Source organism: Rhodospira trueperi, assembly GCF_900101965.1.
In the GTDB taxonomy this organism is placed as follows: Bacteria; Pseudomonadota; Alphaproteobacteria; order Rhodospirillales; family Rhodospirillaceae; genus Rhodospira; species Rhodospira trueperi.
Genome location: NZ_FNAP01000001.1, coordinates 737,103 through 753,827 on the forward strand (window position 1 = coordinate 737,103; position 16,725 = coordinate 753,827).

The following is a 16,725-nucleotide window of genomic DNA, read 5'->3' on the forward strand; positions in this document are numbered from 1 at the left end:
CCGCCCTCAGATATCCAGATTCACCACGTTTAGGGCGTTGTCCTGGATGAACTCGCGGCGCGGCTCGACGAGATCGCCCATCAGGCGGGAGAAGATGGCCTCGGCGTCGTCCACCTGACTCACCTTCACCTGCAACAGCGAACGCGCGTTGGGGTCCAGCGTGGTTTCCCAAAGCTGGTCGGGGTTCATTTCGCCCAGGCCCTTGTAGCGCGACAGGCTGATACCCTTGCGGCCGACCGTCATCACCGCGTCGGCCAGACGGGCCGGGCCGTGCATGGCGCGATCACCGTCGGACATCGTCAACGTCACCGGCTGGTCATAGACCGCGTGCAGGGTTTCGGCCTGACGGTGCAGATGCAGCGCCTCGGCGCTGTGCAGGGTTGTGGCGTCGATGACATGGCGTTCGGTCACGCCGCGCAGGGTGCGGGAGAACAGCAGGCCGCCGTCGGTCTCCAGGGCCTCGCCGCGCCAGCCCCGCTCGGCCTCCGCTTCCTGACGGTCCAAGCGGGCGGCCACCTCGGCCGCACGAGCATTTGCCGCCGCCGGATCGGCCAGCACCTCCGGATCAAAACCGTCGGCGATGGCCATCTGTTCCAGGATCCACAGCGGCACCCGCCGGCCCAGCCCCTCCAGCGAATGCTTGAACTGGCGCGCCTGTTCGGCGAGGGCGCGCAGGTCCTCGGCCACCACGGCGCTGCCGTCGCTCATGGTCAGGCGAAGCTGATCCAGTCCGGTATCGATGAGGTATCGCTCCATGGCCCGCTCGTCCTTGAGGTAGACCTCGGAGTTGCCGCGCTTGGCGCGGAACAGCGGCGGCTGGGCGATGTACAGATACCCCTTCTCGATGATCTCCGGCATCTGGCGGAAGAAGAACGTCAACAGCAGGGTGCGGATATGGCTGCCGTCCACGTCGGCGTCCGTCATGATGATGATGCGGTGATAACGGATCTTGGAGATGTCGAAGTCGTCGCGGCCGATGCCGGTGCCCAGCGCGGCGATCAGCGTCCCGATTTCCTGCGACGACAGCATCTTGTCGAAGCGCGCCCGCTCCACGTTCAGGATCTTGCCCTTCAGCGGCAGGATGGCCTGAAACCCGCGGTCTCGCCCCTGCTTGGCGGAGCCGCCGGCGGAATCCCCCTCGACGATGAACAGTTCGGACTGCGACGGGTCGCGGTTCTGACAGTCGGCCAGCTTGCCCGGCAGACTGGAAATGTCGAGCGCGCCCTTGCGCCGGGTCAGGTCGCGGGCGCGCCGGGCGGCCTCGCGCGCGGCCGCCGCCTCGACGATCTTGCCGACGATTTTGCGGGCTTCGGTGGGATGCTCCTCCAGCCACTGCCCCAGGCGGTCGGATGTAATGCTCTCGACCACCGGGCGGACCTCGGAGGAGACCAGCTTGTCCTTGGTCTGGCTGGAGAATTTGGGATCAGGAACCTTGACGGACAGCACGCAGGTCAGGCCCTCGCGCATGTCGTCGCCGGTCGGGCTCACCTTCTCCTTTTTCAGCAGGCCGGATTCATGGGCGTACTGGTTCAGGGTGCGGGTCAGGGCGCCCCGGAAGCCGGCGAGGTGGGTGCCGCCGTCGCGCTGCGGAATGTTGTTGGTGAAGCACAGCATCGTCTCGTGATAGCTGTCCGTCCATTCCATGGACAACTCCAGGATGGTGCCGTCGCGCTCCCCGGTGATCGCCACCGGTGGCGTGTGCAGCGCCGTCTTGGACTGGTCCAGGTATTGGACGAAGGCCTGGATGCCGCCCTCATAATGCAGATCGATACTGACCGGCTCCGCCGGACGCGCATCCGTCAGTTTCAGGTACACGCCGGAGTTCAGGAACGCCAGTTCGCGCAGGCGGTGTTCCAGTGTTTTGAAGTCGAAGGCCGTGTTGGTGAAGATGGCCGACGAAACCTTGAACGTGATTTCGGTGCCGGTGCGGCCCTCGGCGTCGCCGACCACGGCCAGCGGCGCTTCCGCCTTGCCGTCGCGGAAGCGCATGCGGTGTTCCTTGCCTTCGCGCCAGACGCGCAGATCCAGCCATTCCGACAGGGCATTGACCACGGAAACACCGACGCCGTGCAACCCGCCCGAGACCTTGTAGCTGTCCTGGTTGAATTTCCCGCCGGCGTGAAGCTGGGTCATGATGACCTCGGCGGCGGACACGCCCTCCCCCTTGTGGACGCCAACCGGAATGCCGCGCCCGTTGTCGCGCACCGTCACCGAGCCGTCGGCGTTGAGAACGACGTCGGTGCGGTCGCAATGGCCGGCCAGGGCCTCGTCGATGGCGTTGTCCACCACCTCGTAGACCATGTGATGCAGGCCGGAGCCGTCATCGGTATCGCCGATGTACATGCCCGGACGCTTGCGCACCGCGTCCAGGCCCTTGAGAACTTTAATGGATTCGGCGTCGTATGCGTGCTGCGCCATGCTGCATCCTGTTCGAACGGAGAGAACACGTCAGTTTACCAGATTGCCGTCCCGAAGGCCGACAAATTGCGCCTGATCGGCAAAATCACCGAACAACGCGGCGTCGGTTCCGGTCAGCCAGGCCTGCGCGCCCAAACGGGTCAGGGCGTCGGCCAGGGCGGCGCGCCGCTCGGCGTCGAGATGCGCCACCACCTCGTCGAGCAGCAGCAGCGGCGGGCCGTCCCGTGCGGCCGCCACGACCCGGGCTTGGGCCAGGACCAGCGCGATCAGCACGGCCTTCTGTTCGCCGGTCGAGCACTGGGCCGCTGGCAGGTCGCGACTGGCGTGGCGCACCAGCAGGTCCGAGCGGTGCGGCCCCAGGGCCGTACCCCCGGCCTCGGCATCGGCGGCGCGCGACGCCGCCATGGCCTCGCGCAGGGAATCCTCGACGGCCAGCGCCGGCCGGTCGTCGAGCGCGCGTTCGGCCACACCCTCCAGCGCCAGGATGGCGCGCGGAAACGGTCCCTCCGCCTCAGCCAGTGCCGCCGACAGCCGCGCCACAAGATCCCGCCGCGCCGCCGCGATGGCCACACCGTGACGGGCCAGGGTATCCTCCAGCGCGGACAACCAACCCGGATCGCCACGCCCCTCGCGCAGCAGCCGGCCGCGCTCGCGCAGGGCATGGGCGTGAGCGGCGCAACGGCCGGCGTGATCGGGGTCCAGCGTCTGCACCAACCGGTCCAGGAAGCGGCGTCGCTCGCCAGCACCATCGCGGAACAGCCCGTCCATGGCCGGGGTCAGCCAGAGGGCGGCGAGATGGCGTCCCAGGGCGGTCTGCCCACGCATGGTCTCGCCGTCGACGCGGACCACGCGCCGATCCGCCCCGCCGCCGGCCTCAAGGCCGGTCCCCAGGGACACCGGCCCCGCCGACGTCTGGACCGTGGCGGCCACCGCCCAGGCGCCCGATTCGGCCGTGTGCCGGGTGATCTCTCCCAGGCGCGCCGCCCGCAGACCACGCCCCGGCACCAGCAGGGACAGGGCCTCCAGCACGTTGGTCTTGCCGGCGCCATTGGGGCCGGTCAGGACCACGGGGGCCGGCTCGATGTGCAGCCGCAGGCGCCGGTAGCAGCGGAAGTCCGTCACGGTCAGGCGCGTGACGGCGGGCAGCGCGGCGGCCGGAGGGGAGCCTGGATCCGGGGAACCGAGATCCGCCGACGCCATCAGGCTCGCCTCATCAGACCCTCATGGGCATCAGGACGTACACGGCCGAGCCGTCGGTGACGTCCCGCAGAATCGTGGGCGCGGAGGCATCGGCCATGATCAGGCGCACGGCGTCGCCCTCAATCTGCCCCAGGATGTCGAGCAGGTAGCGGCTGTTGAAGCCAATCTCGATGGGCGCGGCGTCGAAGCTGGCCTCCAGTTCCTCCACCGCGCTGCCGGCCTCGGGACTGTTGGCGGACAGGGTGACCTGCCCCTTCTCGACGGTCATCTTCACCGCCCGGGATTTCTCGGTGGAGATGGCGGAGACGCGGTCCACCGCCTTGCCCAGGGTGGCGCAGTCCACCTCCAGGATCTTGTCGTTGTTGATCGGGATGACGCGTTCATAGTCGGGGAACGTGCCGTCGATCAGCTTGGAGACCAACACGCTGTCGTCAAAGGCGAAGCGAATCTTGCTGTCGGACAGCGAGACCGCGACGTCCATGCCGGTCTCGTCGATTAGCTTGCGCAGTTCGCCGACCGTCTTGCGCGGCACGATGATGCCGGGCATGCCGGCCGCGCCCTCCGGCAGCGGCACCTCGACCCGGGCCAACCGGTGGCCGTCGGTGGCCACGGAGCGCAGCACGGGGACGCCATCGCTGGTGGTGGCGTGCAGGTGAATACCGTTCAGGTAATACCGCGTTTCCTCGGTGGAGATGGCGAAGCGGGTGCGGTCGATCATGCCGCGCAGGTCCGCCGCCGACAGCGAGAAGGAATGCGTATAGGTCCCCGAACTCATGACGGGGAAGTCCTCGACCGGCAGGCAGGCCAGATTGAACCGTGACCGGCCCGAGCGCAGGACCAAGCGCTCGCCCTCGGTGTCCAGGCTCAGCTCGACCTGGGCACCGTCCGGCAGCTTGCGGACGATGTCGAACAGCGTATGGGCGGGCGCGGTGGAGGCGCCGGCCTGGGCCACCTCGCCGGCCACCGATTCCGCGATCTCCAGGTCCATGTCCGTGGCGTTCAAGCCGAGCGCGCCGTCATGGGCCTCCAGCTTGACGTTGGATAGAATGGGGATGGTGGTGCGTCGCTCGACGACGCTCTGGACGTGCCCCAGGGACTTCAGAAGGGCGGAACGCTCGATGGTCAGCTGCATGGCCGGATCAGTGTCGCTGAGGAAAGAAGAGCGCCGGGATCGCCGGCGCCGGGTCGGCCAGTATAGCCATGGGATTGGCCCACCAAAAGGACGAATTTCCGACACCGCCACACGGATGAGGCCGTTTCGCTTGCGTTTCGCTTGGGGCGGCGCGCGGGCCGCTTCATCGCGACCCGCGCGTCCGATCCATTTACCGGCACACCCCCGCGCCGCCCTTGGCCAGGGCATAGCCGAGGGTCGGGGCCGGGCGGCCGGAATGCGCCAGAACACCCGTGACCGTGCCGATGGTGGCGTCCTCCGGCAGGGTCGCGTCCTGTCCGGGGATGCCGTCCGCGCGCAGGGTGTCCGCCGCCTCCGGCATCCGCTCGGCGGGCCACAGCACGAGGCAGTCGCCGGACACCGGGCGCGCAGGCGGCGCGAACAAGGCTTTCTGCGAGTCGGCGGGGCGAACGAAGCGGGAGGCCGGCAAGTGCGGACGCAGGTTCTCCAGCGGCAGGTGATGGACCGTGCCCAGCAGCACGACGGTGCCGCCCTCGAACCCGGCGTCGCGCACGCCGTCGGCGTAGGTTGCATAGGGCAGGACGAGGTTGCACTTGTCCTCGCACGCGTCGGCCGTGGTGAGGATGAACCGTGCCATGAACACCGGGACCGCCAGCGCCAGCAGCACGATCACCAGGGCATACAGGCCGCGCGCCGTCGGTCCCGGGTTTCCGCGCGCCAGCCAGGCGAACAAAGGCACCACCACAAGGATCAGCGGATAGACATGATGCGGCTTCAGGGTGACGTCCGCCACCACCACCAGCGCCGCCAGTTCAACCAGGAACAGCACCGGCACCAGCCGCGCGAAATCCCGGCGGTCGCGGGTGACCGGGGCGATGGGCTCCGGCCGTGTCAGCGCGCGCCAGAGCGCCGGCAGAAACAGCAGAAGGGCGATGGCCACCGCCGGCAACAGCACCATCAGGGCGTGCTCGCCCAGGGTGGCCAGACCGGGCGCGGTGGCCTCCCAGTTCCCCAGGATTGACGGGTCGGGCGAAAGCTTGCGACTGAACAGGGGACCGGCCGCGCTCCAGTGCAGCAGCAGCCAGACGTAATGCGGTGCCGCGATGATGGCCGTCAGCAGGGCGGCGGCCGGCATCTTCCACGACCGCATCACGGCGCGCGTCGTCGGCGTCGCCAGCCCGGCCAGCACCACCGCGAGCAGCACCAGGACGAAACTGTACTTGGTCAGCAGCCCCAGCCCGGCAATCAGGCCGAGCAGTAGCCACCGTCCCCAGTTCGGCCGCTGCACGACGCCCAAGGCGCCCCACAGCAGCGCGAAACCTGCCGTGGTCAGGGCCACGGTATGGGTCAGGTTGATGTGCGGGGCCCAGTTCCAGGCCACCAGCCCGGCCAGCGACAGGCCCGCCAGGGTGGCCATGCCACGATCCGGCGCGAGTTGGCGCGTGGCCGCCCAGGCCAGCGGGTAGGCCGCGAAGAGCAGCACCGCCACCAGCACGCGGGTGGACAGCAGTGTCGGCCCCAGGGCCTCGGCGCTCAGCCAATGCAGCCACACCACCAACGGCGGATTGAGGGGATCATAGCCCAGCGCCAGCGCCTGAGAGAACAGCAGAAGCTCGGCATCGTCGTTGCGACCGCCGGTCTGCAGCCAGACCTGCAGCGCCACCACGCCGGCCAGCATCAGCGCGACCAGCCCGAAGGCAACCCGGCCATGAACGAATGGCCGCCCCAGGGCGGCAAGGGATTTTATCATCGTGTGGTCTCCCTCCCCCTCATGCCGTCGCCGGCCAGTGATCCAGGAACCGCGTCAGCCAACGACCCAGCTTGGCATCGTGGCGCAGACGGTCGGCGCGGTGCGCGGCGGCGTCGCGAGCGCCCGGCCATGACAGCATGTGTGCGGCCTTGGCCATCCACCGTTCCATCATCTCGTGCGTGACCTCCGGATGGAACTGGATGCCGTACGCCGCGCGGCCCGTCGTGAAGGCTTGGTTCGGATACGTCTGTCCCCGCGCCAGAAGGCGCGCCCCCGCCGGCAGATCGAAGCCTTCCTGGTGCCACTGATAGACGCACATTCCACCTTCGTCGAACAGCCCCAGCCGACGTCCCTCCGGCGTGCCGTGAATGGGGTAGTAGCCGACCTCCACCGCCTCGTCCGGTCGTCGGGCCACGCGGCCACCCAACACCCGCGCCATCATCTGCGCACCCAGGCAGATGCCGAACAGCGGGTGGTCTTTCGCCAGCGCCCGCTCGATCAGGGTCAACTCGGCGCGCAGGCCGGGTAAGTGATCATCGTTCGCACTCATCGGGCCGCCGAAGATCACGGTGCCGGCGTATCCGGACAGGTCATCCGGCAAGGCGTCGCCGTGCAACGGACAGCGGCGGTCGAGCGCATGCCCGCGCGCGCGGAGCATGGCGCCGACCCGGCCAGGGTTCGAGTTCGGCTGATGAAGGATCGTCAGAATGGGATTGGGCATGGTATCAGACGACAGGCGAAACGGATGGACCGCCTTGGTACGCGGGGCCGGCCCCTGGATCAAGGGATCAGGGACCATTCAGAAGCACGGTCTCGCGAGCCTCGGCGCCCTCGGGAACCGAGCGCGACCGACCATCCCCGTCCAGCGCGACGAAAACGAAGGTGCCCTCCGTCACCTTCTCACAGGTATTATCCTCGGCGCGGCGCGCCCAGGCCTCGACCTTCAGGGTCAGCGAGGTGCGACCGACTTTCAGCAACCGCGTATAGCAAGTGACCTCGTCGCCCACGGCGATCGGTCTGTGAAACGTAAAGCCGTCCACGGCGATGGTCGCCACCCGCCCCTGAGCGAGGGCACGGGCATGGCTGCCGCCGGCCAGATCCATCTGGCTCATGACCCAGCCGCCGAAGATGTCGCCGTGCGGGTTGGTGTCCGCCGGCATGGCGATGGTGCGGATGGACACGATGCCGTTCGGTCTCTCTTGATCGCTCATGGGGCCGTCTCGCTTCGCAAGGTTTTTCGATGCGTCCCTATATGGCCCGGCGGCCGGCGCCGGTCCAGGTCAGCCGTTCTCACGATGGGTCCCTATTGGGAAATGCGGCCTTGGGTGGGTATCCGACGGGCGCCCCATTCACGGGCCATGAGCAACCTGCCCCGATGGGGGAGGAGTCCGAACGTCGCTCTCTCGTCCTTTGTCCTTCCGCCAAAATGAGAACGCCGGGGTCCCGGCGCACGACCTGGACAGCGTCGGGCGACGCGACGATACTGCGCCGGCCCAACTCAACCCGGCGGGATCCCGCGACCATGAACGAACTTCTCCGACTTCTTGACCGTCTGGTGGCGCGGCCCCAGGGCCATCGGATCATCCGGTCGGGACAGCTCAACCTACGGCCGGTCACGAACCTGGACCGCATCGACATGGACGGCAGTCTGGCCGCCGCCAAGGCCCTGTTCGACCGCGACGACACAGGCACCCAAACGCCCGGCGCCCTGACCGTCATGCTGCGCACTTGCCTGCGCGGAGCGCGCCGCGCACGGATCAACCCGGTCGCCGACGAGCCCCTGGAGACGGCGGTGCTGGCCTGTCTCGGCTCCCTGGTGGCGAGCATCAACCACGCGGCGGAGACGGCCGGCCTGTCGGAGATCACCGTGGAGGTGGACGACGACCGGTCCGACCCGGATGCCCGCGTCCGCATCGAGTCCGTTCTGGACGGCCTTCGGGTGCCGTGGACCCTGCGCACGCCCGAACAGACGCTGGCCGGGCCGGTGATGCATGCCCAGTTCGGCCGCGCCGCCGGCGTTGATCGGCTGGTCTATTTCGTCGAGGACGACTACCTGCATGCGCCCGAGGCCATCGCCGCGATGGTCGGCTTCTACCGGCAGGTTCACGCCGTGACCGGCGGGCATCTGATGCTGCATCCCCTGGAGCAGCGCGCACTGTACACCCGGCACTACCCCAGCTATCTGGTGCTGGGCGAGGATCGGCGCTGGCGCACCACCCGCCACATGAGTCACACCCTGTTCACCCACGGCCATGTGGTGCGGGACCACTGGGACTGTTTCGAGAACACCCGCTACGTCGGGCACAAGACGAAGCGACTGGCGCACAAGGGCGCGGAGCGCAACACCACCAACCGGGTGCTGCATGTCCTGCCGGGGTTCTGTCCGATTCCGGCGCTGGCGGCGCATTTCCAGGCCCCCGATCTGCTGCCGCCGTTCTTCGACTGGCAACCGCTGTACGCGGCGAACCATCCTGACACCACGACATAGGGTAGCCTTGCGGGCACCGGGCTACCAGATCGCCTTGTTCCCGGCGCCGCGCGTGCCTATACTCCCGGCCCATGGATGATCTTTTCGAAAGCGGTGCCGGCCCGGCGGCCGGTGAGGTCCGCTCGGCCCGCGATGACAGCTATTCCGCCCGGGACATCGAGGTCCTGGAGGGCCTGGAACCGGTGCGCCGTCGCCCCGGCATGTACATCGGCGGCACCGATGACCGCGCCCTTCATCATCTGGTGGCCGAGGTGCTGGACAACAGCATGGACGAGGCCGTGGCCGGCCACGCCTCCGCCATCGAGGTGCGGCTGGACCCCGACAACCAGGTGACGGTGCGCGACAACGGGCGTGGCATCCCGGTGGACCCGCACCCGCGTTTCCCGAACCGCTCGGCACTGGAGGTGATCCTCACCACCCTGCATGCCGGCGGCAAGTTCGGCGGCAGTGCCTACAAGGTGGCCGGCGGCCTGCACGGCGTGGGCGCCTCCGTGGTCAACGCCCTGTCGGAGGACCTGCGGGTCGAGGTGGCCCGCGACGGCGCGCTGTGGACACAATGCTTCGCCCGGGGCGTGCCGGCCGGTCCCCTGGAAAAGGGACCGCTGCCCAACCGCCGGCGCGGCACCACCGTGACCTTCCGTCCCGACCCCGAGATCTTCGGTGCCCGGGCCCGGTTCCGCCCGGCGGCGCTGTTCCGCATGGTGCGGTCGAAGGCCTACCTGTTTCGGGGCGTCAAGATCCGCTGGCGCTGCGACGAGTCGCTGATCGCCGAGGGCGACGCCACCCCGGCCCAGGCCGAGTTGCACTTCCCCAACGGCCTGCGCGATTTCCTGGAGGCGACCGTCAAGGGGCGGGATCTGCTCGGCCCGGGGATCTTCGCCGGCGCCGCCGATCTGGCCGAGGACCGGGGCCGGGTGGAATGGGCGCTGTGCTGGCCGGACGAGGGCGAGTCCTTCCTGGGCTCGTACTGCAACACCGTGCCGACGCCGGAGGGCGGCACCCACGAGACCGGCCTGCGCAACGCGCTGCTGCGCGGCTTTCGCGGCTATGCCGAGATGTCGGGCAACAAGAAGGGCGGCCAGTTGACCGCCGAGGACGTGACCGGCGGCGCCTGTGTACTGCTGTCGCTGTTCCTGCGCGATCCCCAGTTCCAGGGCCAGACCAAGGAAAAGCTGGCCAGCGCCGAGGCCGCCAAGCTGGTCGAGCAGGCCATGCGCGATCCCTTGGACCACTGGCTAACGGCCGATCCGGACGGGGCGGGCCGGTTGCTGGCCGCCGCCCTGGACCGCGCCGAGGACCGCCAGCGCCGCAAGGCAGCCAAGGACACGGCGCGCAAGTCCGCCACCAAGCGGCTGCGCCTGCCCGGCAAGCTGGCCGACTGCTCCCGGTCGGTCGCCGCCGGAACGGAGCTGTTCATCGTCGAGGGCGACTCGGCCGGCGGCTCCGCCAAGCAGGCGCGGGCGCGGGAGACCCAGGCGGTGCTGCCCCTGCGCGGCAAGATCCTGAACGTGGCCAGCGCGTCGGACGACAAGAAGCGCGCCAACCAGGAACTCAGCGATCTGGTGGAGGCCCTGGGCTGCGGCCTGCGCGACCGCTTCGACGCCGAAAAGCTGCGCTACGACAAGGTCATCATCATGACCGACGCCGACGTCGACGGCGCGCACATCGCCTCCCTGCTGATGACCTTCTTCTATCGGGAGATGCCGGGCCTGATCGAGGCCGGCCACCTCTACCTCGCCCAGCCGCCGCTGTTCCGGCTGGCGCAGGGCGGCACGGTGGTCTACGCCCGCGACGACGCCGACCGGGAGCGCCTGACCCGCGAGGTCCTGACCGGACGCGGCAAGATCGAGGTCAGCCGCTTCAAGGGCCTGGGCGAGATGCCGCCGGCGCAGCTCAAGGAAACCACCATGGACCCGAAGCGCCGCGTGCTGCTGCGCGTGGTCGTGCCTGGCCGCAAGACCGAGGAGGACCAGGAGGAAGCCCGCGAAACCGCCAGCCTGGTCGAACGCCTGATGGGCCGGAAAGCCGAAACCCGCTTCGCGTTCATCCAGGAAAACGCCCGGTTTGTGGAAGGGTTGGATGTGTGACGTCTGATCTGTGATCCCGACCATCACACCGCGTTCCGGGGGACGGAGTCGTGCCGAGCCAAGCGAACCCACAGCTCCAACCGCGCCAGTCGGACCCGGCGCCCGCGCCGTCAGACCGCGTGCTGGCGCGGCTGATGGGGCTGCATCCCAAGTCCATCGACCTGGTGCTTGACCGGGTATGGCGGCTGCTGGCGCAGCTGGACCATCCCGAGCACGCGCTGCCCCCCGTGATCCATGTCGCCGGCACCAACGGCAAGGGCTCGGTGGTGGCGCTGCTGCGGGCCATGCTGGAGGCGTCCGGGCGGCGCGTTCACGTCTACACCTCGCCGCATCTGGTGCGCTTCGCCGAGCGCATCCGGCTGGCGGGTTGCCTGATCGACGAGGCCGCCCTGACGGCCCTGCTGGAGGAGTGCGAGCGGGCCAACGGCCCCGATCCCATCACCTTCTTCGAGATCACCACCTGTGCGGCGCTGCTGACCTTCGCGCGCGAGCCGGCGGACGTGGTGCTGCTGGAGACCGGCCTGGGGGGCCGCCTGGACGCCACCAACGTGGTGGACCGCCCGCTGCTGACCGCGATCACCCCGGTCTCGCTGGATCACCAGTCGTTCCTGGGCGACAGCCTGGCGGCCATCGCGGCGGAGAAGGCGGGGATCCTGAAGCCGGGCGTACCCTGTCTGGCCGCCGCCCAGGAGGCCGAGGCCGCCGCCGTGCTCGACCGCCGCGCGGCGGAGGTCGGCGCGCCGCTGGACCTGGGCGGGCGGGACTGGACCTGGGCGCCCGATCCGGCCGGCGGAGTCGCCATGGACGGGACGGCGTGGCCGGCGCCAGCGCTGCCGGGCGACCATCAGCGCGCCAACGCCGCGCTCGCGGTTCGGATCGCGCTGGCCTTGCCGGATGGGCTGAGACCCGGCGCCGAGGCCATCCGCGCCGGGCTGGCGCGGGTGGACTGGCCGGGGCGGTTGCAGCGGCTCCCGGTGGGTCCCCTGGTGGCGCGCCTGCCGGAGGGGTGGGAGGTCTGGCTCGACGGCGGTCACAACCCGGCGGCCGGAGAGGCCCTGGCGGCGGTTCTGGACGGGTGGGGCGACCGGCCGCTTCATCTGATCGCGGGCATGCTGGACACCAAGGACACCGGGGGCTTCCTGCGGCCGTTGGTGTCCCTGGCGGCCTCCGTCCAGACGGTCCCGGTGCCGGACAGCGCCGCCGGCGTGCCGCCCGAGACGCTGGCCGACCACGCACGGCGGTCGGGCGCCGCCGCCGTCACACCGCGCGGCTCGGTCGCCGAGGCGCTGGACGCGCTTGGCGCCGTGACGGGTCCGCCGGGCCAGGTGCTGATCTGCGGGTCGCTCTATCTGGCCGGCGCGGTGCTGGCGGACAACGACTCCCCGCCGATTTGAACGGAGGAGAATCAGCGGGTGCAAATGTGGCTGATTCGAAAACCGGATGATCGGTTCACACAACGCGGCATTCGGACGTAGGGGGGTGGCCGCCCTACGGTCAAAACCCGATCAAACGGAAACCGCTTGATCGGCATCCTGGCGGTGGACGGCGATCCGTAGGTTGGGGTGAGGTGCCGAGCACCGAACCCCAACGTTGCGGCCCCCAGAACCGAATGACGTTGGGGTTCGCTTCGCTCACCCCAACCTACGCGTTTTCAGTCCCACGGCCAGCCGCCCTACGGTCGCACCCCTTCAAAGCGGCACCATGATCCGTCATTGCGGGCCCGCGTCACCTGACGCGGGCGAAGCAATCCAGGGCTCGGAAACGCTGTCTTCGCTCTGGATTGCGTTGTCGCGATGCTCCTCGCAATGACGACATCGTGGTTCGGTCGGTCGGTCTTGTTCCCAAGATCCCTACATCGTCTCCCGATAATTCGGCGCCTCACGGGTGATGGCCACATCGTGGACGTGGCTCTCGCGCCAGCCGGAGGCCGTGATGCGGCGGAATTGCGCCTTGGCGTGCAGGTCGGCGATGGTGGCGCTGCCGGTGTAGCCCATGGCCGCCTTCAGGCCGCCCACGAGCTGGTGAATGATCGTGCCGGCGGCCCCCTTGTAGGGCACGCGGCCCTCGATGCCCTCCGGCACCAGTTTCAGGCTGTCGGTGACCTCCTGCTGGAAATACCGGTCGGCAGAACCGCGTGCCATGGCCCCCAGGGACCCCATGCCGCGATAGGCCTTGAAGGTCCGGCCCTGGTACAGGAACACCTCGCCCGGGGCCTCGTCGGTGCCGGCAAGCAACGAGCCGATCATGCACACGTCGGCGCCGGCGGCGATGGCCTTGGCCAGATCGCCCGAGTACTTGATGCCGCCGTCGGCGATCAGCGGCACCCCGGCCGCCTTGCAGACCTCGGCGGCCTCGATGATGGCGCTGAACTGCGGCACGCCGACCCCGGCCACGACCCGCGTCGTGCAGATGGAGCCCGGGCCGATGCCCACCTTGACGGCGTCCGCTCCCGCGTCGATCAGGGCGCGGGCGCCGTCCGGGGTGGCGACGTTGCCGGCGATGACCTGGGTGTAGTTCGACAGCGTCTTGATGCGCTCGACCGCCGACATCACGCCCTGGGAATGGCCGTGCGCGGTGTCCACCACCACCACATCCACGCCGGCGTCGAGCAGGGCCTCGGCGCGGGTGATGCCGTCCGGGCCGACGCCGGTCGCGGCGGCGACGCGCAGGCGACCGCGTTCGTCCTTGGCGGCGTTGGGGAAAGTGGTGGCCTTCTCGATGTCCTTGACGGTGACCAAGCCAACGCAGCGGTACGCGTCGTCCACCACCAGAAGCTTTTCGATGCGGTGCCGATGCAGCAACCGCTTGGCTTCCTCCTGGGTGACGGTCTCGGTGACCGTGACCAGTCTGTCCTTGGTCATCAACTCGCTGACCGGCTGGTCCATGTCGCTGGCGAAGCGGACATCGCGGTGGGTGAGGATGCCGACCAGGCGGCCGTCCTCGCGTTCGACCACCGGGATCCCGGAAATCTTGTGGTGGGCCATCATGGCCATGGCGTCGGCCAGCGGTTGATCCGGGTGCATGGTGACCGGGTTGACCACCATCCCCGATTCATAGCGCTTGACCTTGCGGACCTCTTCGGCCTGGGCCTCGATGTCCAGGTTCTTGTGAATCACGCCGATGCCGCCGGACTGGGCCATGACGATGGCCATGTCGCTTTCCGTGACCGTGTCCATGGCGGAGGAGATCAGCGGCACGGCCAGCTCGATGGTACGGGTCACGTGGGTGCGGGTCTGGGCCATGGCCGGCAGGACCGCCGATTCCGCGGGCAGCAGCAACACGTCATCGAACGTCAGGGCCTCGGGGAATGCCATGGCGGATCTCCAATCGGTTTCGGCGGTGCCCCGGATATGCCATGCCGCACCGGCCGCGCCAAGAGGCCGATGGACATGGCGGACGCGCGCATGCCGCATTCAGTCCCCGGCGTCGGCGTCCGGGCGCCCCCTGAAGCCCTGGGCGACGACATAGACCTCCGCCGAGTCCTTCCGGCTGGCGGGCGGTTTGGCATGCTTGACGGTGTCGCACAGGCTTTTCATGCGGGTCAGCAGGGTGTTTTCCGTACCGCCCTGGAACACTTTGCAGACGAAGGCGCCCCCCGGCGCCAGCGTCTCCTCGGCGAACTGCCATGCCGCCTCGGCCAGCGCCATGATGCGCAGGTGGTCCGTGGCCGCATGGCCGGTGGTCGGCGCCGCCATGTCCGACAGCACGACATCGACCGGCCCCCCGCAGTGCGCCTGAATCAGGCCGGGCGCGTCCGGGTCCATGAAATCCAGGGTCAGGCACAGCGCGCCGGGAACCTCCCCCCAATCGAGAATATCGACGCCGATGACCGTTCCGCCTTCGGGCTGGCCCGCGCGACCGCGGGCCACGGCCACCTGGGTCCAGCCACCCGGAGCGGCGCCCAGGTCGACCACCCGCAGGCCGGGCCGCAGGAACCCGAACCGGTCGTCCAGTTCGATCAGCTTGAAGGCGGCACGGGAGCGGAATCCCTGTCGGCGAGCCTCCAGCACATAGGGGTCGTTGAGTTGGCGTTGCAGCCAACGGGTCGAGGAGGTCTTGCGCCCGCGCGCCGTCTTCACCCGCGTGTGCAGCTGCCGCGCGGTGCCGACAGGTTTGCCGCCACCGCCACGGCGACCGCCTCCCCCGCCGCCTCCCCCGCCGCCTCCCCCGCCGCCTCCACGTCCGCTCTTGCGTGTGCTCATGCGAGCATCCCGGCGGCGCCGATTAGGTCCATGAGCACACCCTCGCGGATGCCCCGGTCGGCGATCCGCAGGCGCCCGACCGGCCACAGGTCGCAGATGGCCTCAAGGATAGCGCAACCCGAGACGACGAGGTCCGCGCGGTCGTTGCCGATGCAGGGATGGCGGGCGCGCTGCTCGCACGTCATGTGACGCAGCCGGCGGCTAACGGCGGCGATGGAGATGAAGTCCACCTCCAGGCCGTCGACACTGTCCCGGTTGTATCGCGGCAGGTCCAGCATGACGCCACCCAGGGTGGTGACGGTACCTGAGGTCCCCAGCATCTGGATGTTCTCGCCGTCGGCGAGGCGCTCGGCGATGCGGTGGCGGCGGTCAAAGGCGGCGAGTGCGGCGGCGACATCCCCCTTGACCGCGCTGTAACCTTGGTCGCAGAGATCGCCGCCCCGGGATTCGGCCACCGTGACGACGCCCAGCGGCAGTGAGGCCATGTCGACGATGTGCGCGCCGCCGGGCGCGTTCCGGTCGGCCCGGTGCGCCACCCAGATCAACTCGGTGCTGCCGCCGCCGATGTCGAAGACAACGGCGCCCTCGCAACCGGGGCGCAGAAGCGGCGCGCATCCGGCCAGGGCAAGACGGGCCTCTTCCTCGGCCGGGATGATTTCCAGGTGAAGGCCGGTTTCTTCTTCGACGCGCCGCAGGAACGCCGCGCCGTTGCTGGCGTGCCGACAGGCGGCCGTCGCGACCATGCGGGCGCCGCTGACCCGATGCCGCGCAATCTTCCGGGCGCAGGCGCGCAGGGCGTCGATGGTTCGGTCCATCGCGGCGTCGGACAGGCGGCCCGTCTGATGCAGGCCTTCGCCCAGACGGGTGATACGGGAGAAGGAGTCCACCACGCGAAAGCCGCCGCGCGGATCGGGGCGCGCGGCCAGCATGCGGCAGTTGTTGGTTCCCAGGTCCACGGCCACGAAAATCGGTCGGGCCGACGCAGGTTGTGCCGGGCGGCGCGGGCTTCCATGGTGGCGCGGCGCCGGTGTCTGCGAGGACCGCATCGGTGCCAGACCAAGCGGTTGGGGCACCATGATATCGTCCACCATCGTGCGCTCGAACGGAGACTCCGTCGAGGCAGAGGGTGACTCGGGCCGTGGCGGTCGCTCGAAGGACACGGACTCTCTCGGGATTGTGGGCCGCCAATTAAGACGATGCAATGACGGTATCGTAATGCACAATGGCATGTGTTGGAAACGCCAATGTGTCCCACGGCAACGAGTCCAGGTTAATGAACCGGGTCTGCAATGAGCTGGGCAATGATGGCGGGGTCCCAGCCTGCGACCTTGCGGGTAGTCTTGATGGATCGCCTGCCGCGTCCGGCGCGGATGATATTGAAGGCGAAGCGGCGCACGAGGGCCATGTTCTGGGCGCCGTGCCCCCGTCGCAGTCGCGACTGATCCTCC

Annotated in this window: 12 protein-coding genes and 1 pseudogene; 3 read left to right on the top strand and 10 right to left on the bottom strand. The window is 69.1% G+C overall.

The window, feature by feature from the left end:
* Positions 1-6 precede the first annotated feature (6 nt).
* From gyrB to BLS85_RS03340, 6 genes are all read right to left on the bottom strand, one after another.
* Positions 7-2,418 (bottom strand): DNA topoisomerase (ATP-hydrolyzing) subunit B, encoded by a 2,412-nt coding sequence (gene gyrB / locus BLS85_RS03315; protein ID WP_092781977.1) that lies wholly within the window; start codon positions 2,416-2,418, stop codon positions 7-9.
* A 30-nt stretch (positions 2,419-2,448) separates the two neighbouring features.
* Positions 2,449-3,618, bottom strand: coding sequence for a DNA replication/repair protein RecF (gene recF / locus BLS85_RS03320; RefSeq protein ID WP_092781980.1), 1,170 nt, complete (start codon positions 3,616-3,618; stop codon positions 2,449-2,451).
* 13 nt (positions 3,619-3,631) lie between these two features.
* Entirely contained in the window at positions 3,632-4,750 is a 1,119-nt protein-coding gene (dnaN, locus tag BLS85_RS03325; protein ID WP_092781983.1) for a DNA polymerase III subunit beta, read from the bottom strand.
* 190 nt (positions 4,751-4,940) lie between these two features.
* Positions 4,941-6,500, bottom strand: a complete 1,560-nt coding sequence (locus BLS85_RS03330; RefSeq protein WP_092781985.1) for a glycosyltransferase family 39 protein — start codon at positions 6,498-6,500, stop codon at positions 4,941-4,943.
* Between the two features lie 19 nt (positions 6,501-6,519).
* Positions 6,520-7,299, bottom strand: coding sequence for a glutamine amidotransferase-related protein (locus tag BLS85_RS03335; protein ID WP_218128258.1), 780 nt, complete (start codon positions 7,297-7,299; stop codon positions 6,520-6,522).
* Complete coding sequence (locus BLS85_RS03340) at positions 7,289-7,711, bottom strand: acyl-CoA thioesterase (RefSeq protein ID WP_092781988.1); 423 nt, start codon at positions 7,709-7,711, stop codon at positions 7,289-7,291. The genes BLS85_RS03335 and BLS85_RS03340 overlap by 11 nt, the downstream gene beginning before the upstream one ends.
* A 311-nt stretch (positions 7,712-8,022) precedes the next feature.
* On the opposite strand from BLS85_RS03340, the gene BLS85_RS03345 reads away from it, so the two are divergent.
* The 3 genes from BLS85_RS03345 to BLS85_RS03355 all read left to right on the top strand — a co-directional run bounded on the left by BLS85_RS03345 (position 8,023) and on the right by BLS85_RS03355 (position 12,469).
* Positions 8,023-8,988, top strand: a complete 966-nt coding sequence (locus BLS85_RS03345; protein WP_092781991.1) for a hypothetical protein — start codon at positions 8,023-8,025, stop codon at positions 8,986-8,988.
* A 71-nt stretch (positions 8,989-9,059) separates the two neighbouring features.
* The gene (parE, locus tag BLS85_RS03350) at positions 9,060-11,075 is read left to right on the top strand and encodes a DNA topoisomerase IV subunit B (RefSeq protein WP_092781994.1); all 2,016 of its coding nucleotides are present in this window, start codon (positions 9,060-9,062) and stop codon (positions 11,073-11,075) included.
* A 50-nt stretch (positions 11,076-11,125) separates the two neighbouring features.
* Positions 11,126-12,469 carry a bifunctional folylpolyglutamate synthase/dihydrofolate synthase gene (locus tag BLS85_RS03355; protein WP_425438460.1) on the top strand — a complete coding sequence of 448 codons (1,344 nt, stop codon included), beginning with the start codon at positions 11,126-11,128 and terminating at the stop codon, positions 12,467-12,469.
* 456 nt (positions 12,470-12,925) lie between these two features.
* On the opposite strand, the gene guaB is transcribed toward BLS85_RS03355, so the two are convergent.
* The 4 genes and pseudogenes from guaB to BLS85_RS19385 form a co-directional block, all read right to left on the bottom strand.
* Positions 12,926-14,389: an IMP dehydrogenase gene (guaB, locus tag BLS85_RS03360; protein ID WP_092781997.1), complete on the bottom strand. Its 1,464-nt coding sequence runs from the start codon at positions 14,387-14,389 to the stop codon at positions 12,926-12,928.
* A gap of 99 nt (positions 14,390-14,488) precedes the next feature.
* Positions 14,489-15,277 carry an RlmE family RNA methyltransferase gene (locus BLS85_RS03365; RefSeq protein WP_092782000.1) on the bottom strand — a complete coding sequence of 263 codons (789 nt, stop codon included), beginning with the start codon at positions 15,275-15,277 and terminating at the stop codon, positions 14,489-14,491.
* Positions 15,274-16,368 carry a Ppx/GppA phosphatase family protein gene (locus BLS85_RS03370; RefSeq protein ID WP_245699050.1) on the bottom strand — a complete coding sequence of 365 codons (1,095 nt, stop codon included), beginning with the start codon at positions 16,366-16,368 and terminating at the stop codon, positions 15,274-15,276. The genes BLS85_RS03365 and BLS85_RS03370 overlap by 4 nt, the downstream gene beginning before the upstream one ends.
* A gap of 179 nt (positions 16,369-16,547) precedes the next feature.
* A pseudogene (locus BLS85_RS19385) lies at positions 16,548-16,725 on the bottom strand (ISAs1 family transposase); the annotation flags it as partial.